Annotated in this window: 23 protein-coding genes and 1 tRNA gene; 20 read left to right on the top strand and 4 right to left on the bottom strand. The window is 38.5% G+C overall.

The features are described from left to right. Positions 1 to 39: 39 nt before the first annotated feature. Together LEGAS_RS09015 and LEGAS_RS09010 are read left to right on the top strand one after the other, a co-directional pair. A complete protein-coding gene (locus tag LEGAS_RS09015; protein ID WP_013232018.1) occupies positions 40 to 759 on the top strand; it encodes an SDR family NAD(P)-dependent oxidoreductase in 720 nt (239 codons plus the stop codon). Between the two features lie 101 nt (positions 760 to 860). Beyond that, on the top strand, positions 861 to 1682 hold the full coding sequence (locus tag LEGAS_RS09010) for an oxidoreductase (RefSeq protein WP_013232017.1): 822 nt from the start codon (positions 861 to 863) through the stop codon (positions 1680 to 1682). 351 nt (positions 1683 to 2033) lie between these two features. On the opposite strand, the gene LEGAS_RS09005 is transcribed toward LEGAS_RS09010, so the two are convergent. After that, the gene (locus tag LEGAS_RS09005; RefSeq protein ID WP_013232016.1) at positions 2034 to 2648 is read right to left on the bottom strand and encodes a helix-turn-helix domain-containing protein; all 615 of its coding nucleotides are present in this window, start codon (positions 2646 to 2648) and stop codon (positions 2034 to 2036) included. Between the two features lie 169 nt (positions 2649 to 2817). Further along, positions 2818 to 3069: a hypothetical protein gene (locus LEGAS_RS09000; RefSeq protein ID WP_013232015.1), complete on the bottom strand. Its 252-nt coding sequence runs from the start codon at positions 3067 to 3069 to the stop codon at positions 2818 to 2820. A 187-nt stretch (positions 3070 to 3256) separates the two neighbouring features. Here LEGAS_RS09000 and LEGAS_RS08995 point away from each other — a divergent pair, with 187 nt between their 5' ends. The 4 genes from LEGAS_RS08995 (at position 3257) to trhA (ending at position 5678) form a co-directional block, all read left to right on the top strand. Beyond that, complete coding sequence (locus LEGAS_RS08995) at positions 3257 to 3655, top strand: fluoride efflux transporter FluC (protein WP_010385396.1); 399 nt, start codon at positions 3257 to 3259, stop codon at positions 3653 to 3655. Beyond that, positions 3652 to 4002: a fluoride efflux transporter FluC gene (locus LEGAS_RS08990; RefSeq protein WP_010385394.1), complete on the top strand. Its 351-nt coding sequence runs from the start codon at positions 3652 to 3654 to the stop codon at positions 4000 to 4002. The genes LEGAS_RS08995 and LEGAS_RS08990 overlap by 4 nt, the downstream gene beginning before the upstream one ends. A gap of 44 nt (positions 4003 to 4046) precedes the next feature. Then, positions 4047 to 4928, top strand: a complete 882-nt coding sequence (locus tag LEGAS_RS08985; protein WP_010385391.1) for a DegV family protein — start codon at positions 4047 to 4049, stop codon at positions 4926 to 4928. A 111-nt stretch (positions 4929 to 5039) separates the two neighbouring features. Continuing rightward, entirely contained in the window at positions 5040 to 5678 is a 639-nt protein-coding gene (trhA, locus tag LEGAS_RS08980; RefSeq protein WP_010385389.1) for a PAQR family membrane homeostasis protein TrhA, read from the top strand. Positions 5679 to 5761: 83 nt separating this feature from the next. Here the strand turns inward: trhA and LEGAS_RS08975 are convergent. Further along, a tRNA-Lys gene (locus LEGAS_RS08975) sits at positions 5762 to 5834 on the bottom strand. A gap of 189 nt (positions 5835 to 6023) precedes the next feature. Between LEGAS_RS08975 and LEGAS_RS08970 the strand changes: the two genes are divergently transcribed. Continuing rightward, complete coding sequence (locus tag LEGAS_RS08970) at positions 6024 to 6869, top strand: undecaprenyl-diphosphate phosphatase (protein ID WP_010385387.1); 846 nt, start codon at positions 6024 to 6026, stop codon at positions 6867 to 6869. A gap of 72 nt (positions 6870 to 6941) precedes the next feature. Here the strand turns inward: LEGAS_RS08970 and LEGAS_RS08965 are convergent, their stop codons facing one another. Further along, the gene (locus tag LEGAS_RS08965) at positions 6942 to 7613 is read right to left on the bottom strand and encodes an NAD(P)H-hydrate epimerase (RefSeq protein WP_010385385.1); all 672 of its coding nucleotides are present in this window, start codon (positions 7611 to 7613) and stop codon (positions 6942 to 6944) included. 135 nt (positions 7614 to 7748) lie between these two features. Here LEGAS_RS08965 and LEGAS_RS08960 point away from each other — a divergent pair, with 135 nt between their 5' ends. The 13 genes from LEGAS_RS08960 to LEGAS_RS08900 all read left to right on the top strand — a co-directional run bounded on the left by LEGAS_RS08960 (position 7749) and on the right by LEGAS_RS08900 (position 20437). After that, positions 7749 to 8375 (top strand): carbonic anhydrase family protein, encoded by a 627-nt coding sequence (locus tag LEGAS_RS08960; RefSeq protein ID WP_013232014.1) that lies wholly within the window; start codon positions 7749 to 7751, stop codon positions 8373 to 8375. 48 nt (positions 8376 to 8423) lie between these two features. Then, the gene (locus LEGAS_RS08955) at positions 8424 to 9935 is read left to right on the top strand and encodes a peptide chain release factor 3 (RefSeq protein ID WP_013232013.1); all 1512 of its coding nucleotides are present in this window, start codon (positions 8424 to 8426) and stop codon (positions 9933 to 9935) included. A 556-nt stretch (positions 9936 to 10491) separates the two neighbouring features. Further along, positions 10492 to 11763, top strand: coding sequence for a solute carrier family 23 protein (locus tag LEGAS_RS08950; RefSeq protein WP_013232012.1), 1272 nt, complete (start codon positions 10492 to 10494; stop codon positions 11761 to 11763). A gap of 419 nt (positions 11764 to 12182) precedes the next feature. After that, on the top strand, positions 12183 to 12908 hold the full coding sequence (gene atpB, locus LEGAS_RS08945; protein WP_013232011.1) for a F0F1 ATP synthase subunit A: 726 nt from the start codon (positions 12183 to 12185) through the stop codon (positions 12906 to 12908). 246 nt (positions 12909 to 13154) lie between these two features. Continuing rightward, a complete protein-coding gene (atpE, locus tag LEGAS_RS08940) occupies positions 13155 to 13382 on the top strand; it encodes a F0F1 ATP synthase subunit C (RefSeq protein ID WP_010016495.1) in 228 nt (75 codons plus the stop codon). A gap of 26 nt (positions 13383 to 13408) precedes the next feature. Beyond that, the gene (gene atpF / locus LEGAS_RS08935; protein WP_010382571.1) at positions 13409 to 13918 is read left to right on the top strand and encodes a F0F1 ATP synthase subunit B; all 510 of its coding nucleotides are present in this window, start codon (positions 13409 to 13411) and stop codon (positions 13916 to 13918) included. An 11-nt stretch (positions 13919 to 13929) separates the two neighbouring features. Beyond that, a complete protein-coding gene (gene atpH / locus LEGAS_RS08930; protein WP_013232010.1) occupies positions 13930 to 14472 on the top strand; it encodes an ATP synthase F1 subunit delta in 543 nt (180 codons plus the stop codon). A gap of 12 nt (positions 14473 to 14484) precedes the next feature. Further along, complete coding sequence (atpA, locus tag LEGAS_RS08925) at positions 14485 to 15999, top strand: F0F1 ATP synthase subunit alpha (protein ID WP_010381883.1); 1515 nt, start codon at positions 14485 to 14487, stop codon at positions 15997 to 15999. Between the two features lie 15 nt (positions 16000 to 16014). Continuing rightward, a complete protein-coding gene (locus LEGAS_RS08920; RefSeq protein ID WP_010381880.1) occupies positions 16015 to 16923 on the top strand; it encodes a F0F1 ATP synthase subunit gamma in 909 nt (302 codons plus the stop codon). A gap of 183 nt (positions 16924 to 17106) precedes the next feature. After that, complete coding sequence (gene atpD, locus LEGAS_RS08915; RefSeq protein ID WP_010381874.1) at positions 17107 to 18507, top strand: F0F1 ATP synthase subunit beta; 1401 nt, start codon at positions 17107 to 17109, stop codon at positions 18505 to 18507. 14 nt (positions 18508 to 18521) lie between these two features. Beyond that, positions 18522 to 18971, top strand: a complete 450-nt coding sequence (locus tag LEGAS_RS08910; protein ID WP_010381871.1) for a F0F1 ATP synthase subunit epsilon — start codon at positions 18522 to 18524, stop codon at positions 18969 to 18971. 117 nt (positions 18972 to 19088) lie between these two features. Further along, the gene (locus LEGAS_RS08905) at positions 19089 to 19589 is read left to right on the top strand and encodes a helix-turn-helix domain-containing protein (RefSeq protein ID WP_010388672.1); all 501 of its coding nucleotides are present in this window, start codon (positions 19089 to 19091) and stop codon (positions 19587 to 19589) included. Then, positions 19532 to 20437, top strand: a complete 906-nt coding sequence (locus LEGAS_RS08900; RefSeq protein ID WP_156415759.1) for an IS3 family transposase — start codon at positions 19532 to 19534, stop codon at positions 20435 to 20437. The genes LEGAS_RS08905 and LEGAS_RS08900 overlap by 58 nt, the downstream gene beginning before the upstream one ends. The last annotated feature ends 207 nt before the right edge of the window (positions 20438 to 20644 follow it).

Raw genomic sequence — 20644 nt, 5'->3', positions numbered from 1 at the left:
ATTTTGTCGGTGGTTAACCATGTATTTTGAAAGGCATTTATGAAAAATATTGTTATAACAGGCGGTTCATCTGGCGTTGGGTTAGCAATTGCCAAGGATCTGGCTCAAGAAAATAATATCATTATTATTGGTCGGAACAAAAACAAAGCTACGATTGTTCGAAATAACTTAGGTAGCCATGTCAAGACTGTCATTGGGGACTTGTCTAAACAATCTGATCGTCAGTTAGTGATCGCGCAAATTAAGTCAATTTTCCCTCATATTGATGTTTTGATTCATAGCGCAGGGATTATGCCACGTACGGCTAGTGAAAACATAAATAGTAATTTATTGTCACATTACTATTTAACTTTAGGTTTGCGAGATGTTTTGTCTAATAGCCGTATCTTAATCGTGACAGGTAATCCCAAAGTAATTAACCTTGTACCGGTTTGTGATACACAAAATAATATTTTGGCAAGAGCGGCTTGGTTAGTGACACATAAGACGCTTTTGATGCTTGTATTAGCTAATCAATTGAAAGCGCAATCGACAACTGTGAATAGTTTTTTCCCTGGGGATGTCCGTAGTGAATTAATGGATTACACGAAGACATTGACTAATACAGCGGTGCCAGTTGGCAAATATTTGGCAATGAGCCCAGATATCAAACAGTTATCGGGTGTTTTTTTTGATAAAAATGGCACTATTGTTCCGCTAAATGCTAAAAAATTCAGTTTTGAAATTGCACAGAAAGCTCTGAAAAAATATTTAATGTGAGTTGTGTTATCAATAAAACTATTGCCAAACATGTCAAGCGTACGTTAGTCATCATGATATGATAAAATGGGGTCATTCATAGTGAAGGACAAGTAAGAACAATGACAACTAAAAAAATAGTTTTACTTACAGGTGCTAGTAGTGGTATTGGATACAAAACAGCAGAGCTATTAGCATCATTAGATTATAAAGTTTATGGGGCGGCGCGTCGTGTTGAAAAAATGGCGTCGCTGTCAGTATTGGGTATTACACCGATTGAAATGGATGTGACTGACGAAATATCAATCAATCAGGCTGTGCAAAAAATTATTGACCAAGAAGGGCGCATTGATGTTTTGATTAATAATGCTGGTTACGGTTCATATGGTGCTATCGAAAATGTGACACTTGAAGAAGCTAAGCGCCAATTTGACACGAACCTATTTGGTGTAGCAAGGTTAGTACAATTAGTGATGCCTTATATGCGTGAACAGCATGCTGGTAAAATCATTAATATCTCATCAATGGCAGGACGTGTGACGACATATATGGGTGCTTGGTATCATGCCACAAAGTATGCTTTAGAGGCCTTTAGTGATGCGTTGCGCATGGAGGTTAAGCCTTTTGGCGTGGCGGTTGTCTTGGTAGAGCCGGGTGGTATTAAAACGGATTGGGGTATTATTGCGGCAGAGCATCTCAGAGACACATCGCAAAATACAGCATATAGTGAACACGCTTTAGCAGCTGCAGATCGCATGCATAAACTTTATAGTTCAGATAAACTAACCGATCCAAGCGTTATTGCCGGCACTATTGTTAAAGCAGTTGAAAGCAAACGGCCACGTGCCCGCTATCTTGTCGGCTATGGTGCCAAATTCTCAGTGTTTTTGCACACCATTTTGCCAGCAAAAGTTTTCGATAAAATTGTTCAAAAATTAATTTAAGCATGCAACACAAAATGATGACCTTTTATGTTATTCAGTTAGTGGGTGATGTTCATGATAGTCAATAGACATTTTTGTTCTGATAAAAAGTGATTATATTGCTATATATTTAGCAGTATAATCACTTTTTACTATATCAATGCTAGAAAAGTACTTTCACATCACCTATGTAGGGAAAACTTGTGATTTAGCAGAGACTTCATAATTTTTAGTCATTAGTTTTTTATTAACTGGATTGTTTGGTGGTTTACTAGTCATGTGAAAAAAATTTAGGATTGAAATAAAAAATATCACCTAATAAAGCAATACGGATGATAACTGCGGGACTTTTTTGACTTGCTCCAATAGCCCTTAATACTTTTTTAATTTCCGAATTATTAACACGATAAAAATAACAAAACCAATGATTATCGGGTAAAGACCACTAAGGCTATTCTCATGACAGATGACAATGATACCTAGTAAAATGAATATGATAGGAATAATGCTTGTATATAACAAACCATAATCACCAGATAAATATTTTTGCCAAGCTTGTTGCAGGTTGAGGTGATATGTTTCGTCGAATTTATTGATATTATTAAGTGCCACAGCTGTCAAGGAAGTTATTATCAAAATTAACGACATGACGATACTGTTAATTTGAATCCAATTTAGTAAATTTGATAACAAGATTGATACTAGAATCACATCAATACCTAGTAAACTGATTTTTACTGGCTTGAGACTTTGTGATACATCTTTTTTCTCAATATGGTCACGAAGTCCAGCGTCCTCCTTTAATAATGTATCTAATGAAATATGATAATAGTCACTTAAATTAATTAAGTTAGTAATATCAGGATAAGTTTTTTCATTTTCCCAACTTGATATTGTTTGTCGCGTCACAAAAAAATCCTTGGCCACTTGATCTTGGGTTAAGTTTTTTTGCAATCGCACGTTTTTTAAATGATTACCGAATGTCATAAAAAATTCCTCCTAATTCTTACTTACCATTCTAGAGAGATGTCGTTTAAATAGTAAGCAATGATTCATTGCGCAGCATAGTTAATGGCGTTCTAGCTATTTATATTAATTAAAAATGCATCAGTTCAGAACGTCATGGTTCATGATTGATGCATTTTTTTAAAATAGGTTATCCATTATTTTTTTTAATTCGTGATATGACACGCCCAATTGAAAATAGTAATGTGACGTTAAACCATAACCCATAAAAACGTGTTAAACCACTATCTGCAATAGTCATAGCAAGAAGTGCCAGTAATAATGATTTCATCATGAGGCTTTGAAACTCATTAGCGGTGATTGCAAAACGAACAGGTTTTAGCAATGAGAAGATGAAAAGTAATATGATATAAATTGTTGGTAATATATAATATGTAAACATAGATGTCCCCTATAGCGTTGATGTAAGTTTTTGTCTGGAAAAACGAATGAAATCAGTATTTTAATTGTTACATGCTCACTATAAAAAAGCAATATTCATCGTTGTAGTGTATTAGCAGCTAATTATAATAAGACAGGGTGAAACTCTTTTTTTGCTCATTATATCTAAACTTGATAGAATAATAGTTATGGAAAGACAGCATAACTTTTTAATTGAATTGGTAATTGTTGGTTTAGGCGGTGGCATTGGTGGTAGTATGCGCTATATATTGAGTTTAATCCCAATAATTGGGCACATGTTCTTCATAACAATGGTTATTAATTGGTTGGGTGCATTATTACTAGCAATATTTGGCGTCTACATATCGCAAGTAAGCAAACAATTATCACTTTGGCCACCTTTTATTGGTACAGGCATTCTCGGTGGGTTTACAACATTTAGCGCAATGATTTTACAAATCAATCAATTAGCGAGTCATAACTATCTTATCGCGGGTGGCTATGTTTTCTTTACTATTTTTGGTGGCATTATCATGGTTAACATTGGCCGAAAAATAGGAAAACAATTCGATGAGGTAATTAAATGACTTTATTATCAGTCTTTGTTGGTGCAGCGCTTGGCGCCATGCTGCGATACGTAATTATTATGATTTGGCCAGTGCAATCATCATATTTTACAGCAATTTTGATCATTAATTCGGTCGGTGCTCTTGGCATGGGAATCGTGTTTGCTAGTGGACAGCTGTCAGCTTTGAACGGATTTTGGTCTGTGGGATTATTAGGCGGGTTTACAACGTTTAGTACGATGATGGTGCAAAGCGCTCAATTGCCGTTTAATAAGCAATTGAGATATCTAATGATACAATTAATTGGTGGTATGCTTTGCTTTTATATGGGTGTTATCATAGTCAACATATTTGGTACAATGGCTTAACGAGAACGCAATTCATGATGCGTTCATTCTGGAGAGAAAAAACAATGTCTAAGATAGCAATAATTAGTGATTCAGCATCAGCAATACCAGCGACAATTCGTAATCGCTATCATATTTTCCAAGTGAATGACCCGATTATTTTTGGGGAAGAAGTTTATAAAGAAACAGTTGATATTCATGATCTTGGTGAATTAGTTAAGATGATGAAAGATAAAAAAATGGTGGCTTCAACGTCTCAACCGGCTCCGGGTGACTGGGAAGAGGTTTTAAGTGTTGCCAAGGCGTCGGGCTACGATAAAGCGCTAATTATACCAATCTCTTCAGGCATATCAGGTGCTTATCAGACAGCAAATCTTGTAGCAGGATCCTATGATGGGCTGTCAGATGTGCGTGTGTGGGATTCCAAGTTTGCGGTGATGGGATCTGGTATGCAATCGGTCATGGCAGCAGTCATGGCAGAAAACGGCAAAACATTAGACGATATCATAATAGCGTTAGAAACTTTACAAAAAACATTTGATGTGCGTTTTGTAGTTAATGATATCTCACACTTACAACGTACTGGTCGTTTGTCACGTGGCGCAGCGTTAGTCGGTGGTTTGCTTAACATTAAGCCTATTTTGTCGATGGATATTCAAGATGAAGGCAAAATAGGTGCTGTTGGTAAGGCACGTAAAATGAGTGGTGCGCTAAAAGAAATTAAGACAGCACTTGATCAATACTTAATGCAAGTTGATTTTCCAGTTCGAGTCATTGTGGTAGATGGAAATGATGCTAAATTGGGGGATAAGTGGTTGAAGGAATTACAACATGATTATCCAACAGTTAAGTTTGAACGTGGTGTAATTGGTGCTTATATTGGTGTGCACACTGGTGATGGTGCTATGGGGCTCATATGGGCTCGTGATTGGGAGACACTTATTTAAAATCCGCAATCAATAACCCTATAGCTGAAAAAGTTATGGGGTTTTTATGATTAATAAAACAGGGAATCATGTTATAATATTAACAATAAATTGATTTATGGGGACAACTAAATGCAACGATCTAAACGTTATCAAATTACATACGAGGTTTTAAACGCTGTAACGCATGGATTAGGATTTTTCTTAGCTGTAATAGCTGGTATTGCCTTGATTTTTCATGTGTTAAGACGACCTGTAACAGCTTTTGAAATGACAGCCATTGTGATATATATTAGTACAATTGGCTTCTTTTTACTCGCTTCAACACTTTTTCATTCTCTGATATTTACACGTGCTGCTAAATTATTTCAGTTTTTTGATCACGCTGGTATTTATTTGGTTATTTTAGGAAGTTACACGCCATACACTTGGTTGCTGATTAAAGGGTGGCAAGGCTGGGCAATTTGGGGCGCAATTCTCACGATGACGATAGCGGGATTTGCCTATGATTTATTTTTTGTCGGTCGTTGGCCGTGGGTATCTGTCACAATTTACATGGTCATGGGCTGGCTAATCGTCTTAGCGATGCCAGTTTTGTGGGGTATCTTGTCTCCAGTTGCTTTCTGGCTCTTAGTCGCTGGAGGACTGACATATTCTGCGGGCACTATTTTTTATCTGGTACCAAAAATTCCAATGGGACATGTCTATTGGCATGTGTTTGTCTTAGTTGGTGCGGGTTTAATGTTTGCCAGTATATATATTAGTTTATAAACAAATAACCGAGGCAGTTGCTTCGGTTATTTTTGTGCGATATAGACATTAAAAAAACCAGTATTTCTACTGGTTTAACTTAGTGGACAGCCAGGGGCTCGAACCCTGGACCCACGGATTAAGAGTCCGTTGCTCTACCAACTGAGCTAGCTGTCCAAACAATTATTTTTTACAACATATAATATAATACCATGTGAATTTTTAAATTACAATACTTTTTTGAAAACCAGCGAATTGTGGCACAACGTTGCAATATAGTATAGAATAAAGGGAGTTAAATTGGAAGGAAACGTGACGCTTTCTAGGCTAAATAAGCCTGATGACTGCTCACATAAGCTATAGCATATGTTAGATATATTAAAATCAATTATTATTGGTATCGTCGAAGGCATTACCGAATTCTTACCAGTATCGTCTACTGGACACATCATTCTGGCAGAGGCTTTGATGAGGATACCTAGCGGCAACGTTTGGACGAATAGTTTTACAGCGGTTTTTGATTACGCCATTCAGCTTGGGGCCATTTTTGCGGTTATTCAACTCTACTTTAATCGGTTAAACCCATTTTCACAAAAAAAGACGTCAAAGGAACGTTTTCAAACCTGGCGATTGTGGATCAAAGTTGTTGTTGGTGTCATTCCGGCAGTGATATTTGGTTTCTTATTCAATGATTTTATGGATGCACATCTTCTTAATTTCCGGGTTGTTTCCGCAACCCTAATCATCTATGGTATTGCTTTTATTTGGATCGAAAATCGTCAAAAGAACATTGCACCAAAAATTACGAGTCTTAATAAAATAACATTCAAACTGGCATTGTTCATTGGTCTGTTTCAAGTGTTGTCCTTAGTTCCTGGAACATCACGTTCAGGAGCTACAATTCTTGGTGCGGTTATCCTAGGTGCCTCACGATTCGTAGCGGCAGAATTCTCGTTCTTCTTGTCTATCCCAGTTATGTTTGGCGTGACAATTTTAAAGGTTGGGACATTTCTATTGCACGGTGGCAGATTTACAGGTATGCAAAGCATTGTGATGCTAGTTGGCTTTGTCGTATCATGGATTGTTGCACTCTTTGCTATTAAAGTTATGATGCGTTACATTCAAAATAACGACTTTAAGATTTTTGGTTGGTATCGTATTGCAATTGGTGCTATCTTCTTGCTACTTGGTTTTGCTGGCTTTGTTAAATAAAAGTGTTGTAAATGTTCAAAAATAAAATGTTGTCATCTGGTTAGATGACAACATTTTATTTTTGAACATTTATTAAACATCTTTAGTCGAATGATTTTCTTCTGTATCTGAAAACGAAAAATCTGGTGGTGTTAATAAACCAATATCTTTCACAATTACATTACCAGATAAATAGCCACCAACGCGTCGCGTTAAGCCAATCTTATTATAGCCAAATGTGACAGTCGTATGTGCTTTTAATGCTGCACCGCGGACTTCGCCAGTTGTTGCGTCAATGCCCGTGGGTGTATCAATGGCAATGACTGTTTTTTCGATGTGATTAGCAGCTTTGATCATTTTTTGCAATCCTTCGGGCAGTAGATTGTTCAATCCTGTACCAAAAATAGCATCAATGATGAGTGTCGCTTCGTTAAAGTCACTTTTTTCAGATCGAACAAGACCATATTTTTCAATGATAGCCAATTGACGCTGGACACTTTCTTTGGCGCGCGAGACATTACCAACAAATTGTAAAGAAACATTGAAACCTTGTGCGTATAAGAGTCTCGTGATGGCAACGCCATCAGCACCATTGTTACCAAGTCCAGCTAACACTAAAATGTGTTCTAAATTAAAATGGCCGGCACCAATGACGTCGATTACTGATAGGGCTGCCCGTTCAATGAGTACATCTTGAGGCATACCAATCGTGTTAACAGTATAGGTATCAATTTTTTGCATTTCAGAAGCAGTTACAAGTTGCATTATAGTCACTTTTCTTTCTCAATCTTATTTTTATTATACAGGATAATGATGGACAAGTGGACGCGTTTTATTGAAATTAGTAATGTTCGGGTCTAAATTTGATACAATATAAAATAAATGTTTTGCGAGGATCATATGAAACACTTAGATTACAGTCAACAAGAGGATTGGCGTGAAGCAGGGGACACGCCGCTACAATCACCCATTGCAATTAATAGTGAAGACACATATCCTGTCCATAAATCGTCTGATTTAGTGCTCACTTTTAATGGGCAGACACAATATGATGATCGCATCGTAGGCGAGCAATTTTTAGTTTCTGGTGAATTAATGATTGCAGGAGAGATGTGGTCATTAGAACGTTTTCATTTTCATGATGGCGCTGAACATACTGTTGACGGCATACGTCATGATGTCGAAATTCATTTTGTATATCGACGTGAAGGCCACATTTTAGTTTTGGCTATATTTGGCGATGTGTCAAATGAACCAATTAATACACATATTCAAGATGTATTTTCGGATACAATAGATGCAAAAATATTGGCTGATTGGTTGCCTAAAAACCATTCATATTATAGTTATATTGGTTCTCTGACAACGCCACCTCTTGGTCAAGACGTTATTTGGGTGATACTAAAAGAAACAATTTCAGTTGGGAAAGATGACTTATCAGTCATACATGAACATTATCCTGATAACTATCGCGATGTGCAGGATATTGCTGGTCGTGATGTGCTATCAGTTCGAGTCACAGAATGATTCATTTTTTTGTTGTGATACATTGCCATATCAGGTAAACTAAAGATTATGGAAAACTTTCAAGAACAATTAAAAAATCGCCGAACTTTTGCTATTATTTCGCATCCAGATGCCGGTAAAACTACCTTAACAGAACAACTATTACTACATGGTGGTGTTATTCGTGAAGCTGGGACAGTCAAAGGCCGTGGGTCACATAAATTAGCCTCATCTGATTGGATGGCGATAGAACAGCAACGTGGTATTTCAGTGACTTCTTCTGTTTTACAGTTTGATTATGATGGTAAACGTATTAATATCTTGGATACGCCTGGGCATGAAGATTTTTCGGAAGATACTTATCGTACGCTGATGGCTGTTGATTCAGTTGTCATGGTTGTTGATGCTGCCAAAGGTATTGAACCACAAACTAAAAAATTGTTTGAAATTGTTGCGCAACGCGGTATACCTGTTTTCACATTTTTCAACAAAATTGATCGTGATGCCAGACCAGCTCTAGATCTGCTGGATGAATTGGAAGCAATTTTGGGTATTCAAGCTTATCCAATGAACTGGCCGGTTGGTTCAGGGCAAATATTGCAAGGCATTTATGATTTACAAAAAAACGCAATGGTCCCATTTAAAAAAGCAACTGCACATCCAGAAATTGTTGCAGAAACAATGGATGAGGTGGAACTTTTACGAGACGCTGGGAATGCCTTTGATCAAGAAGCAATTGCACACGGTCAATTAACACCTGTCTTTTTTGGATCCGCATTGGTTAATTTTGGTGTAACAGAATTCTTACGTGAATATTTAATCTATGCGCCAGCACCTGCTGCTACTAAAACAAATGATGGCGAAATAATTACGCCAGATCAGTCACAATTTACTGGTTTTGTATTTAAAATTCAGGCGAATATGGATCCGCGTCATCGTGACCGTATTGCGTTTGTCCGTATTGTCTCTGGTGAGTTTAATCGTGGAATGGATGTCGTACTACGAAGAAACAATAAAAAATTGAAATTATCAAATGTAACTCAGTTTATGGCGGAAGAACGTGAAAATGTTCAAACGGCAGTGCCAGGTGACATTATTGGCGTTTATGATACTGGTAATTTTCAAATTGGTGATACAATTTACGCTGGTAAAAAAGCGGTGCAATTTCCGGATCTACCCACATTTACACCCGAATTATTTAATCGCGTGATTGCTAAAGATGTGATGAAACAAAAATCATATCACAAAGGGATTGAACAGTTAGTGCAGGAAGGAACGATTCAGCTCTACAAGTCTTGGCAAGGAAGTGAGTACATTATTGGTGCTGTAGGTCAATTGCAGTTTGAAGTGTTCCAATTCCGTATGGAAAATGAATACAATGTTGAAATTCAATTTGAACAAATTGGTTCAAAAGTAGCGCGATGGGTTTCACCAGATCAATTAGATGAAAAAATGGCTTCTAGTCGTAATTTATTAGTAAAAGATCGCTATGATCAACCTGTGTTCTTGTTTGAAAACAAATTCGCTATGAATTGGTTCCATGATAAGTATCCGGATGTTGTGCTAGAAGAAAAAATGTAAATGCTGAGGCATAAAACAGTGATTTATTTGGCAAAAAATCATAAATTCTGTTTTTATTTAAATACATTGTAAGCGCTTACAATATGTGATATAATAATGTTAACAAATAAAGAGGAGGCCATGAATGACGCAAAACAATTTGACAGAAATTGAAACTTCATGGGCTATTATATTGTAGACGACGGTTAATAAATAATAAATTCCAGTAGGAATAACATTGACAAATGATTTGAGTGATTAACTAGAGTTACAAAGATTCACCAACTGCAAATAATAAAATTAAACGCAGACAAATGGTTGTCTGGACACCAAATAACGATGATGTAGTTGTGATGAATTGACGAGAGGCAAGACAATAGTCTGTTGTGGATATTTCAGCATCAACAATGCGTTTGCAGCGCAAACCATAATTAAATAAACCTAGGACCTGACATAGTAAAACACTATGTTGGGTTTTTGGTTTATAATTAGAATGTTTGAAACTTTGTCATTGGGCATCATATTTTGAATATTTTAGGAGGATGTGTACGAAAATCTAGGCGTGCACAATAAAAGTATGGCAACGAAACAAAATAACGCAATTTATGATTTACATGATAAACCACCATTTTTTACATGGCTTGGTCTATCATTGCAACATCTTTTCTCGATGTTTGGCGCAACAGTTTTGGTGCCATTGCTGGTTGGTCTAAACCCTGGAGTGGCATTGTTTACTTCAGGTGTGGGAACCCTACTTCACCTGTTAATTACACGGGGTAAAGTGCCAGCATACATGGGATCGAGTTTTGCGTTCATTATTCCAATGGCTTCATTAATGAAGACGATTGGTTATCCAGCAGTGGCGCAGGGGATTATTTCCGTTGGCTTAGTTTACCTGATTGTGGCTTTCGTCATCACGTTTACTGGCACGGCATGGATTGATGCTATTTTTCCAGCAGAAGTTGTTGGGCCAATCATCATGGTTATTGGTTTGAGTTTGGCAAGTTCAGCAGCGAGTTCAGCAACAACAGTTAATGGCAAATATGATTGGAAGATTTTTGTGGTTGCGCTTATTACTTTATTAGCAACTATAGCTTTTAACATGTTTTTGAGAGGATTTTTAGGTCTATTACCTATCCTATTAGGCATTATTTTTGGTTACATTGTTGCGTTGCTATTTGGTCTGGTCGATTTATCACCAATTTCAGCAGCACACTGGTTCCAACTACCTGACTATGAAACATTTATTGGCAAGGATGGGTTTAAATTTTACCCAGCTGCTATTTTAAGTATGGCACCGTTGGCATTGGTCACTTTGTCGGAGCATCTAGGGCATTTAATGGTGTTATCAAAAATTACAGGACATGATTTCTTTGCTAATCCTGGTTTGAAACGCACTTTAACCGGTGATGGCGCAGCTTCTGTTGTCGCCGGCTTAGTTGGTGGACCAGCAGTCACATCTTACGGTGAAAATATTGGTGTCATGCAACTTAGTCGTGTTTACTCTGTTTGGGTCATTGGTGGGGCAGCGTTTTTTGCCGTAATATTTAGCTTCATAGGTAAATTATCAGCACTGATTTCAACTATTCCAGGGGCTGTAACTGGTGGTGTTGGATTTATGCTTTATGGGGTTATTGCAGCAGCTGGTTTGCAGGTTATTGTCGATAATAAAGTTGATTACAGTCAGAAACGTAATTTGATGATTGCGGCACCTATTTTAGTTGTAGGTATTGGTGATTTCCACCTACAACTTGGTGCGCAAGTTAATTTTTCTGGTGTTGCTATTGCCACGTTACTAGGGATTGTTTTGAATCTTGTTTTACCAAAAATAGCAGCTAGTGAAAAATAAATAAAACACGTAAAAAATCCGATAGTGTTATCGGATTTTTGTTTGTTTTGTCACAAGTTTAAGGGATATTAGCTGTAATATGATTAAGCCAGGCTTATTGAAAGTGACAAAACGAAAACCCTAACAATCATTGAACTAAGTGTGAAAGGGTTAAGTTAAATTCGAAAAAAATCAAGGTTTTACTTGAATCCATTAAGAACTTTAACAGGATATAAATAATTAAATACAAAGCAGATTTTAATAATCAACCGTTACAAACTAGCATACCAATGCTCTGGTTGACACCACCTTATTTCTTTGTGAAAAAGTGCCATAAAATAGTTGTATTTCATTTTGAAAGGCGTATTATAGGTTTATATGTTATGACGAATAGCCGTTTACGACCATTTCGCCAAATTTATTGAGAAAGGAGAAGGCGCATGGATGACCCTACGGCACCGTTTGAGTTTCTTGGCCTCACATTTGATTGGGGCACGATACTTTCAACGTTGCTGGCTATGGCAATCGTTGTGATTGTATCGGTTGTACTCACACGAAGACCTACAGTAAGACCAGGTAAGCGACAAAATGTTATTGAATACTTACTTGATTTTACTAATGGAATTGTTGCTGGACAATTGCAAAAGAAGCAGGCACGCCAATTTGGTTTGTATGCATTTACGTTGTTTTTCTTCGTTGTAGTATCTAACGAAATGGGATTGCTGCTTCAATTGCAGGGCACTGATGGTGTAACTTATATTAAGTCACCAACAGCAAGCCCAATCGTAACGATGACGTTAGCAATTATGTCTTTGATGGTAGCACACGGGATGGGTGTTCAAAAACTTGGCTTTAAGGGATACCTTAAAAACATGTTACTCACACCATATTCTTGGATGTTACCGCTAAACATTATTGAACAATTAGCTAACTTCTTGACGTTATCACTGCGTTTGTTTGGTAACATTTTCGCTGGTGAGATGTTATTAACACTCGTGGCCAATAGCTTAGCATGGCCAGGACACTTAAATGGGTTCGTGACTGTGTTGGCATTGCCGATTGAAATGGTCTGGCAAGGATTCTCACTCTTTATTGGTGGCATACAAGCTTACGTATTTGTTATCTTGACAGGTGTATTTATTGCACAATTGTCTGGTGATGAATGAAGAGTGTTTAAGCAAATGAGATTTGTGCCACAGTTTGACTAGCAATAATCAAGGTATGACACGAGTTGGTTTGTGAATTACGCGGGAGCGTTTCATCCAATTAAAATAGAATCGTGTTTGGTGGTACTTAATGACTGAGACACAGACGATAGTTTTCTAACCGAGTTAAGTCGGGTTGATAATTATAGTCTGCGTTATAGAGTTGAGTCAAGGACTGCCAAACGCTATACAATAAGGAGTAATCTCATGGATTTGCACAATCTTGGTGTAATCGCAGCGGGCCTTGCGGCCGCTGGAGCCGCTATTGGTGGTGGTGTTGGAAACGGTGTTTTGATCTCGCAATTCTTGGCAGGCATGAGCCGTCAACCTGAGCTTGAAAGCCGATTGTTGTCACGTATGTTCTTGGGTGTCGCGTTGGTTGAAGTTATGCCAATTTTGTCAATTGTCTTCGCCTTCATGTTGATGGGCAAGTAATCACAAGTATATAGTGGAGGAAAATTATGTTTGGTTTAACAACCTTAGCAGCAAATAAATTGCCATTGGGTAATATGTTGTTTATTATCATTTCATTCCTCTTGTTGATGCTCATTTTGAAGAAGGTGGCTTACGGGCCATTGACAAAGGTTCTTGACGAACGTGCTGATAAAATTTCTGCTGATATTGATGGTGCTGAGATAGCACGTCAAGATGCTGAAAAATTAGCAGTACAACGGCAAAGTGAACTGGCAGATACACGTCAGCAAGCAACAAAAGTCGTGGCTGACGCAAAAGCCAGCGCGCAAAAGCAGAGTGATTCATTAATTTCTACTGCTTCTGACCGTGCTACTTTAATTAATAAGCAAGCGCAAACTGATGCTGAAAAGCTCAAGGAAGACGCGATTTCTAACGCAAAGAACGATGTTGCAGCGCTATCAGTAGCGATTGCTTCAAAACTTATGCAAAAAGAATTATCGTTAAATGATCAACAAGCATTGATTGATGCTTACATTTCAGATTTAGAAACTAAATAAGGAGTATTGGGATGGCAAAAAATCTTAAAGATATAGCTGACCAATACGCCAAAGCAATTTTTGAATTGTCTAGCGAGCAAAACAACATAGAAGAAACTAGGACAAGTTTGAACGGCATAAAAACCGTTCTAAACGACAATCCTAACTTTGTTATGGTGGTAACATCTGATGATGTTGATCCTGCTTCACGTGATAATCTGTTACAAACATTGACAAACGGTGCCTCTGAATCAATTCAGAACTTGGTTAAGCTGCTCGTTTACAATAATCGTTTGAATATTTTATCGCAAGTGGTTGATGCGTTTGGTGATCGTTACAATGAAGCTAATGGTATTGTGGATGTGACAGCAACTACAGCCGTTACGCTAGACGAAACACGTTTGGATAAATTAGCAGCAATTTTTGCATCAAAAACAGGTGCAAAACATGTGAATTTAAAAAATGTTGTGGATGAAAGCATACTTGGTGGTGTGATTTTAAAATCACAGTCAACTTTAATTGATGGTAGCTTACAAACAAAAATTGCCAAAATGAAGGCACAATTATTAGGTTAGTGAGGAAGAATAATGGCTATTCAAGCTGAAGAAATTTCTGCTTTAATTAAGCAACAGCTCGAAAAGTTCGACACAACGCTAACTGTAGAAGAAGTGGGAACTGTTACCTATATTGGTGATGGTGTGGCTCGTGCAAATGGTCTAGCAAATGCTATGGCTGGTGAATTGCTCGAATTTGCTAATGGCACATTCGGTATGGCCCAAAACCTCGACTCTAGTGAAGTTGGAATCATCATTCTTGGTGGTTTTGATGATATTCGCGAAGGTGATACAGTTAAACGTACTGGCCGCATCATGGAAGTGCCGGTCGGCGAACAATTAATTGGACGTGTTGTCAACTCTTTGGGTCAACCAATTGATGGATTGGGTGAAATCAAAACAGACAAGACACGTCCTGTCGAATTTAAAGCACCTGGTGTTATGCAACGTAAGTCAGTTTTTGAACCGTTGCAAACAGGTATTAAAGCAATCGATGCGCTCGTTCCAATTGGACGTGGGCAACGTGAATTGATTATCGGAGACCGTAAGACTGGTAAAACATCTTTGGCTATCGATACAATTTTGAATCAAAAAGACCAAGACATGATTGTTATCTATGTTGCTATTGGTCAAAAAGACTCAACTGTTCGTACACAAGTTGAGACGTTACGTCAACTTGGCGCAATGGATTATACAATTGTTGTTAATGCGGGTCCTTCAGAACCTGCACCAATGTTATATCTAGCACCTTATGTTGGCGCAGCCATGGGTGAAGAATTTATGTATAATGGCAAACACGTTTTGATTGTGTATGATGATTTATCAAAACAAGCCACAGCTTATCGTGAATTATCATTAATTCTTCGTCGTCCGCCCGGACGTGAAGCTTATCCAGGTGATGTCTTCTACTTGCATTCACGTTTGTTAGAACGTGCAGCTAAGTTGTCTGACGAACTTGGTGGTGGATCAATGACTGCATTACCATTTATTGAGACACAGGCTGGGGATGTTTCAGCATATATTCCAACGAACGTTATTTCCATCACTGATGGACAAGTGTTCTTGGATGCTGATCAATTCTATGCAGGTGTTCGTCCTGCCATTGATGCTGGAACTTCTGTTTCACGTGTTGGTGGTGATGCGCAAATTAAGGCAATGAAAAAAGTTGCTGGTACATTACGTTTGGATTTGGCTTCGTTCCGTGAATTAGAAAGTTTCGCGCAATTCGGTTCAGATTTGGATGCTGCTACGCAAGCTAAGTTAGCGCGTGGTCGCCGTACAGTTGAAATTTTGAAGCAACCATTGCACAAACCAATGCCAGTACAGCAACAAGTCATTGTACTTTATGCTTTGACACGTGGTTACATTGATGATGTTGCGATTTCTGACATTCAACGTTTCCAAGACGAATTAATTGCCTATGTTGATGCCAATGCTAATGACTTGTTCAAGACAATCCTTGAGACAAAGAATTTGCCTGAAGACGCTGCCATGAATTCAGCAATCGAAGCCTTTAAGGCGGGATTTGCTGGTTCAACAGCGGAATAATAGGAGGACGCTGCAATGGCTTCTTTGCAAGATATTCAGCGTCGTATTTCATCCACTAAAAAGACGCGTCAAATTACGAGTGCCATGCAAATGGTCTCAACGGCTAAGTTAAGCCAAATTCAACGTTACAGTAAGGGTTATCAATCATATGCTGCTCGTTTAGAAGCGATTGTAGAACATCTTGTATCTGCTCATCTTTTTGATAATGCAGATGCTAAGCATATTCCTTTGATTGCACAACGTCCCATTGAAAAAACTGGCATATTAGTTGTGACATCAGATCGCGGATTAGTTGGTTCGTATAACGCTAATGTCATTAAGCAGACTAATGCTTTGTTGGAACGATTGAATTTGGATACTACTAACACAACAATCCTTGCTGTTGGTGGTAACGGGGCTGATTTCTATAAAAAACGTGGCTTTGAAGTCATATTAGAACACCGCGGTGTTTCAGATGTACCATCATTTAATGAAATTCGCTCAGTTGTTAAGACGGTGACAAGTTTGTATGAAACTGAAGTGTTTGATGCACTTCATGTTGTATATAATCACTTTGTAAATCGTTTGACTAGTGAATATCGTGACGTGCAACTTTTGCCATTAACTGGTGATACCTTGGATGCCATGGGTGGTACGGAAGCTGAAAAAGCAGAATTGAACATTCAAAGCGTGTATGAAATTGAGCCGGATACAACAGCTGTTTTAAATGTTGTATTACCGCAATTTGCACAAAGTCTAGTGTATGAAGCAGTGCTTGATGCAAAAACAGCTGAACATGCAGCCTCATCGACAGCGATGAAGGGAGCTACAGACAATGCCAAGGATCTTATTGGTCGTCTGGAATTGCAGTTCAACCGCGCACGTCAAGCAGCAATTACGACAGAAATTACAGAAATTACAGGTGGAATGGCTGCATTGGAGTAAATGAAAGTGTCAGCGCACACGTTTATAACAAACAACTAACCACAATTAAAATCAAAACTGCATGAGCAGCAACGCGTTCAGCAATATTCACTCAAATACTATAATGCCATCTTAACGATGACCTTGTAGTATTTCGGCGACATATACGTTGCTGAACGCGCTTAAACTGAAAGGAAAACGACAATGAGTACTGGAAAAGTCGTACAAGTGATTGGTCCGGTCGTCGATGTTGCGTTTGAAGCGGGCCAACAAGTGCCTGATATCAATAATGCGCTTAAGATCGATAAGGGCGAAGGCCAAACATTGACAGTTGAAGTTTCATTGGCATTGGGCAACGGTATTGTTCGTACAATTGCTATGGATTCAACGGATGGGCTCCAACGTGGTATGTCAGTAACTGATACTGGCGATGCAATTACAGTGCCAGTTGGAGAGGCTACTTTAGGTCGCGTTTTCAACGTGTTGGGAGAACCAGTGGATAATAACGGCGATATTTCTGCCGAAACGCCACGCCACTCTATTCACCGTGATGCGCCTAAATATGATGAATTAGCCAACTCTACAGAAATTTTGGAAACGGGTATCAAAGTTATTGATTTACTCGCACCTTATGTTCGTGGCGGAAAAATTGGTTTGTTCGGTGGTGCTGGTGTTGGTAAAACAGTTCTAATTCAAGAATTGATTCACAACATTGCACAAGGTCACAATGGTATTTCTGTCTTTACGGGTGTCGGAGAACGTACTCGTGAAGGTAATGATATGTATCATGAAATGGCAGAATCAGGTGTTTTGAAGCAAACTGCCATGGTTTATGGCCAAATGAATGAACCACCAGGCGCACGTATGCGTGTTGCTTTGACTGGTTTGACAATGGCTGAAAACTTCCGTGATGACGAAGGTAAGGATGTGTTGTTGTTCATTGACAACATTTTCCGTTTCACACAGGCTGGATCTGAAGTTTCAGCTTTGCTTGGCCGCATTCCTTCTGCTGTTGGATATCAACCAACTTTGGCAACAGAAATGGGTCAGTTGCAAGAACGTATTACGTCAACTAAAAAAGGTTCAGTTACATCAATTCAAGCTGTATATGTGCCTGCTGATGATTATACTGATCCTGCACCTGCAACGACATTTGCACACTTAGATGCGACAACTAACTTGGAACGATCATTGACACAACAAGGAATTTATCCAGCCGTTGATCCATTGGCTTCAACTTCTTCTGCGCTTGATCCTCAAATTGTTGGTCAAGAGCATTACGAAATTGCAACAGAAGTACAACGGACACTACAACGTTACCGTGAATTGCAAGATATTATCTCAATCTTGGGAATGGATGAATTGTCAGATGAAGAGAAAACGACTGTTAATCGTGCACGTCGTATTCAGTTCTTTTTGTCACAACCATTCTCTGTTGCTGAAACATTTACAGGTATTAATGGTGAATATGTCCCAGTTGCTGAAACTGTGCGTTCGTTCAAGGATATATTAGATGGTAAATATGATGATTTGCCTGAAGATGCATTCCGAAATGTCGGAGCCATTGAACAAGTTGTTGAAAAAGCCAAAACAATGGCCCAATAAGGGGGTATTGAAAAATGGCAGATGAAACAGCGACTGTAGCAACGACGGGTATCACAGTGCAAATTGTGACACCTGTTGGTGAAGTTTATAATGAGAAAAACATTGAATTGGCTATTGTAAATACACAAGGTGGACAAATTGGTATTATGCGCAAGCATGTACCGTTGTTGGCTGCTTTGACAATCAATGAACTGCTGATTAAAAGTAACGGTCAAACGGAAACGTTAGCTGTTAACGGCGGGATTGCTGAATTTTCTAACGATCTGTTGACTGTTGTCGCAGATAGTGCTGAAACATCTGGTAATATTGATCTGACACGTGCTGAAAATGCAAAAGAACGTGCTGAAACACGGATTGCACATGCACAAAATGATAACAACGATGCAGAATTATTACGTGCTCGAGTTGCTTTGATGCGTGCGGTAAACCGGATCCATGTTGCCGCAATTAGACAAGGTAAATAAGAGACAAATAGATAAAGTCAGTATTGGACTCAATATTAAAAGCCGAGTGGAAACTGAAGTGAACCCAATAACTTGGACAGAATAAAAAATCTGTTCAGAAAGTTATTGGGTTTTTCTATGTCAAAATATTCATATGAATTTAAATTAATGGTCGTTAAGGAATGGTTATCTGGTCAAAATAGTTTGATTGAATTAGTCAAAAAATATGCCATCAATAATGATCACGCGATTCGCGAATGGCGTGATGAGTATCTCGTGACTGGTTCCATTGGTTTTAAAAACCAGAAAACCTATTCAGCAGATTTTAAAATGACCGTGTTGAACTATCTTGAAACACACTCACAATCAGAGGCGGCACGCTATTTTGCGGTCTTCCCTAGTACAACAATCGCTAATTGGTTGAGAACGTATCGAAAATTCGGGTACAATGGGTTAAAACCTAAACCGAAAGGCCGGCAACCAACAATGGGACGCAAACGCATTCATCCACTCACACCCGAACAACAAGAACTCGCTGACTTAAAGCAAGAGAATTATCAACTCAAGATGAAAGTGGCGATATTAGAAAAATTAAAAGCCTTAGTGGATCAACGAACCGAGAAAAACAAACGGCAGTAACGTCACTAAGGCGGACTAAATATTTTAAAGTGGATGATTTATTAGCTCTAATTGGCTTGAAACGCAGTACCTATTATTATCTAGAAGCTCATCCGCTCAATACGGCATCAGACAACAAAATAGCAGACGTAATCCGTCAAATTAAGTCACCTCAATTCCAAACCGAATATGGGTATCGTCGCGTGACAACGTTGTTGCACGACCAAGGTTATTTGGTGAATCACAAGCGCGTGCTCCGCATTATGCGTCAAAACGCACTCCTCAGCACCACGTATAACACGCGTAAGCGTCGCTATAATTCATATCGCGGTACGGTTGGGCGGATTGCCGAACGCGTTATCAAACGCGACTTTCAAGCTGACGCACCTTACCAAAAGATCGTCACAGACGTCACTGAAATGCAATTAAACGATCATAATAAAGCTTATTTGACGGCGTTTGTCGATTTATATGCAGGCGAAGTCCTGTCGTATCATTTAGCCAAAACACCAACCATGACGCTTGTCATGCGACCATTAAAAGCATTGTCAAAGCATCGTGGAGCTATTATTCATAGTGATCAGGGATTCCATTATCAGACACCGATGTTCATTAACACGTTGAAGGATTTTGGCATGACGCAAAGCATGAGCCGTAAATCAACACCAGTCGACAATGCACCGATTGAGAGCTTTTTCCATATTTTGAAAGCCAATATCGTGCATCATAAACAGTACGAATCATTTCATGATTTCAAAGTGGTCGTTGACGACTTTATCAATTATTACAACAATCACCGGATCAAACAAAAACTCAACGGTCTGTCGCCGGTTCAATATCGGCAACTTACCACTGAGTCTGTTAGTTAATTAATTCTATGTTGTCCAACTATTGGGGTTCACATCACAACATTCGGCTTTTCTTGTACATAAGTAATGATATGATTTAAAAGAATTAAAACACAAACGTTCGGAAAAGTCACTATATTTTCGTTTAATATTCGTTACGTGCCGGACGTTCCATATTTAAATGAGATGATTCTAACTAAAAAAATGGTTTGACGGGCTAATTTTCTG

It is taken from the genome of Leuconostoc gasicomitatum LMG 18811 (assembly GCF_000196855.1).
Taxonomy (GTDB): Bacteria; Bacillota; Bacilli; order Lactobacillales; family Lactobacillaceae; genus Leuconostoc; species Leuconostoc gasicomitatum.
The sequence above is the reverse complement of the archived record's forward strand: the minus strand, read 5'-3'. Positions and strand labels throughout refer to the sequence as shown.

Excerpts from the sequence above, each read along its gene's own strand:
- LEGAS_RS09015 (WP_013232018.1), top strand. The coding sequence starts at position 40 with ATGAAAAATATTGTTATAACAGGCGGTTCATCTGGCGTTGGGTTAGCA.
- LEGAS_RS09010 (WP_013232017.1), top strand. The coding sequence starts at position 861 with ATGACAACTAAAAAAATAGTTTTACTTACAGGTGCTAGTAGTGGTATT.
- LEGAS_RS09005 (WP_013232016.1), bottom strand. The coding sequence starts at position 2,648 with ATGACATTCGGTAATCATTTAAAAAACGTGCGATTGCAAAAAAACTTA.
- LEGAS_RS09000 (WP_013232015.1), bottom strand. The coding sequence starts at position 3,069 with ATGTTTACATATTATATATTACCAACAATTTATATCATATTACTTTTC.
- LEGAS_RS08995 (WP_010385396.1), top strand. The coding sequence starts at position 3,257 with ATGGAAAGACAGCATAACTTTTTAATTGAATTGGTAATTGTTGGTTTA.
- LEGAS_RS08990 (WP_010385394.1), top strand. The coding sequence starts at position 3,652 with ATGACTTTATTATCAGTCTTTGTTGGTGCAGCGCTTGGCGCCATGCTG.
- LEGAS_RS08985 (WP_010385391.1), top strand. The coding sequence starts at position 4,047 with ATGTCTAAGATAGCAATAATTAGTGATTCAGCATCAGCAATACCAGCG.
- trhA (WP_010385389.1), top strand. The coding sequence starts at position 5,040 with ATGCAACGATCTAAACGTTATCAAATTACATACGAGGTTTTAAACGCT.
- LEGAS_RS08970 (WP_010385387.1), top strand. The coding sequence starts at position 6,024 with ATGTTAGATATATTAAAATCAATTATTATTGGTATCGTCGAAGGCATT.
- LEGAS_RS08965 (WP_010385385.1), bottom strand. The coding sequence starts at position 7,613 with ATGCAACTTGTAACTGCTTCTGAAATGCAAAAAATTGATACCTATACT.
- LEGAS_RS08960 (WP_013232014.1), top strand. The coding sequence starts at position 7,749 with ATGAAACACTTAGATTACAGTCAACAAGAGGATTGGCGTGAAGCAGGG.
- LEGAS_RS08955 (WP_013232013.1), top strand. The coding sequence starts at position 8,424 with ATGGAAAACTTTCAAGAACAATTAAAAAATCGCCGAACTTTTGCTATT.
- LEGAS_RS08950 (WP_013232012.1), top strand. The coding sequence starts at position 10,492 with ATGGCAACGAAACAAAATAACGCAATTTATGATTTACATGATAAACCA.
- atpB (WP_013232011.1), top strand. The coding sequence starts at position 12,183 with ATGGATGACCCTACGGCACCGTTTGAGTTTCTTGGCCTCACATTTGAT.
- atpE (WP_010016495.1), top strand. The coding sequence starts at position 13,155 with ATGGATTTGCACAATCTTGGTGTAATCGCAGCGGGCCTTGCGGCCGCT.
- atpF (WP_010382571.1), top strand. The coding sequence starts at position 13,409 with ATGTTTGGTTTAACAACCTTAGCAGCAAATAAATTGCCATTGGGTAAT.
- atpH (WP_013232010.1), top strand. The coding sequence starts at position 13,930 with ATGGCAAAAAATCTTAAAGATATAGCTGACCAATACGCCAAAGCAATT.
- atpA (WP_010381883.1), top strand. The coding sequence starts at position 14,485 with ATGGCTATTCAAGCTGAAGAAATTTCTGCTTTAATTAAGCAACAGCTC.
- LEGAS_RS08920 (WP_010381880.1), top strand. The coding sequence starts at position 16,015 with ATGGCTTCTTTGCAAGATATTCAGCGTCGTATTTCATCCACTAAAAAG.
- atpD (WP_010381874.1), top strand. The coding sequence starts at position 17,107 with ATGAGTACTGGAAAAGTCGTACAAGTGATTGGTCCGGTCGTCGATGTT.
- LEGAS_RS08910 (WP_010381871.1), top strand. The coding sequence starts at position 18,522 with ATGGCAGATGAAACAGCGACTGTAGCAACGACGGGTATCACAGTGCAA.
- LEGAS_RS08905 (WP_010388672.1), top strand. The coding sequence starts at position 19,089 with ATGTCAAAATATTCATATGAATTTAAATTAATGGTCGTTAAGGAATGG.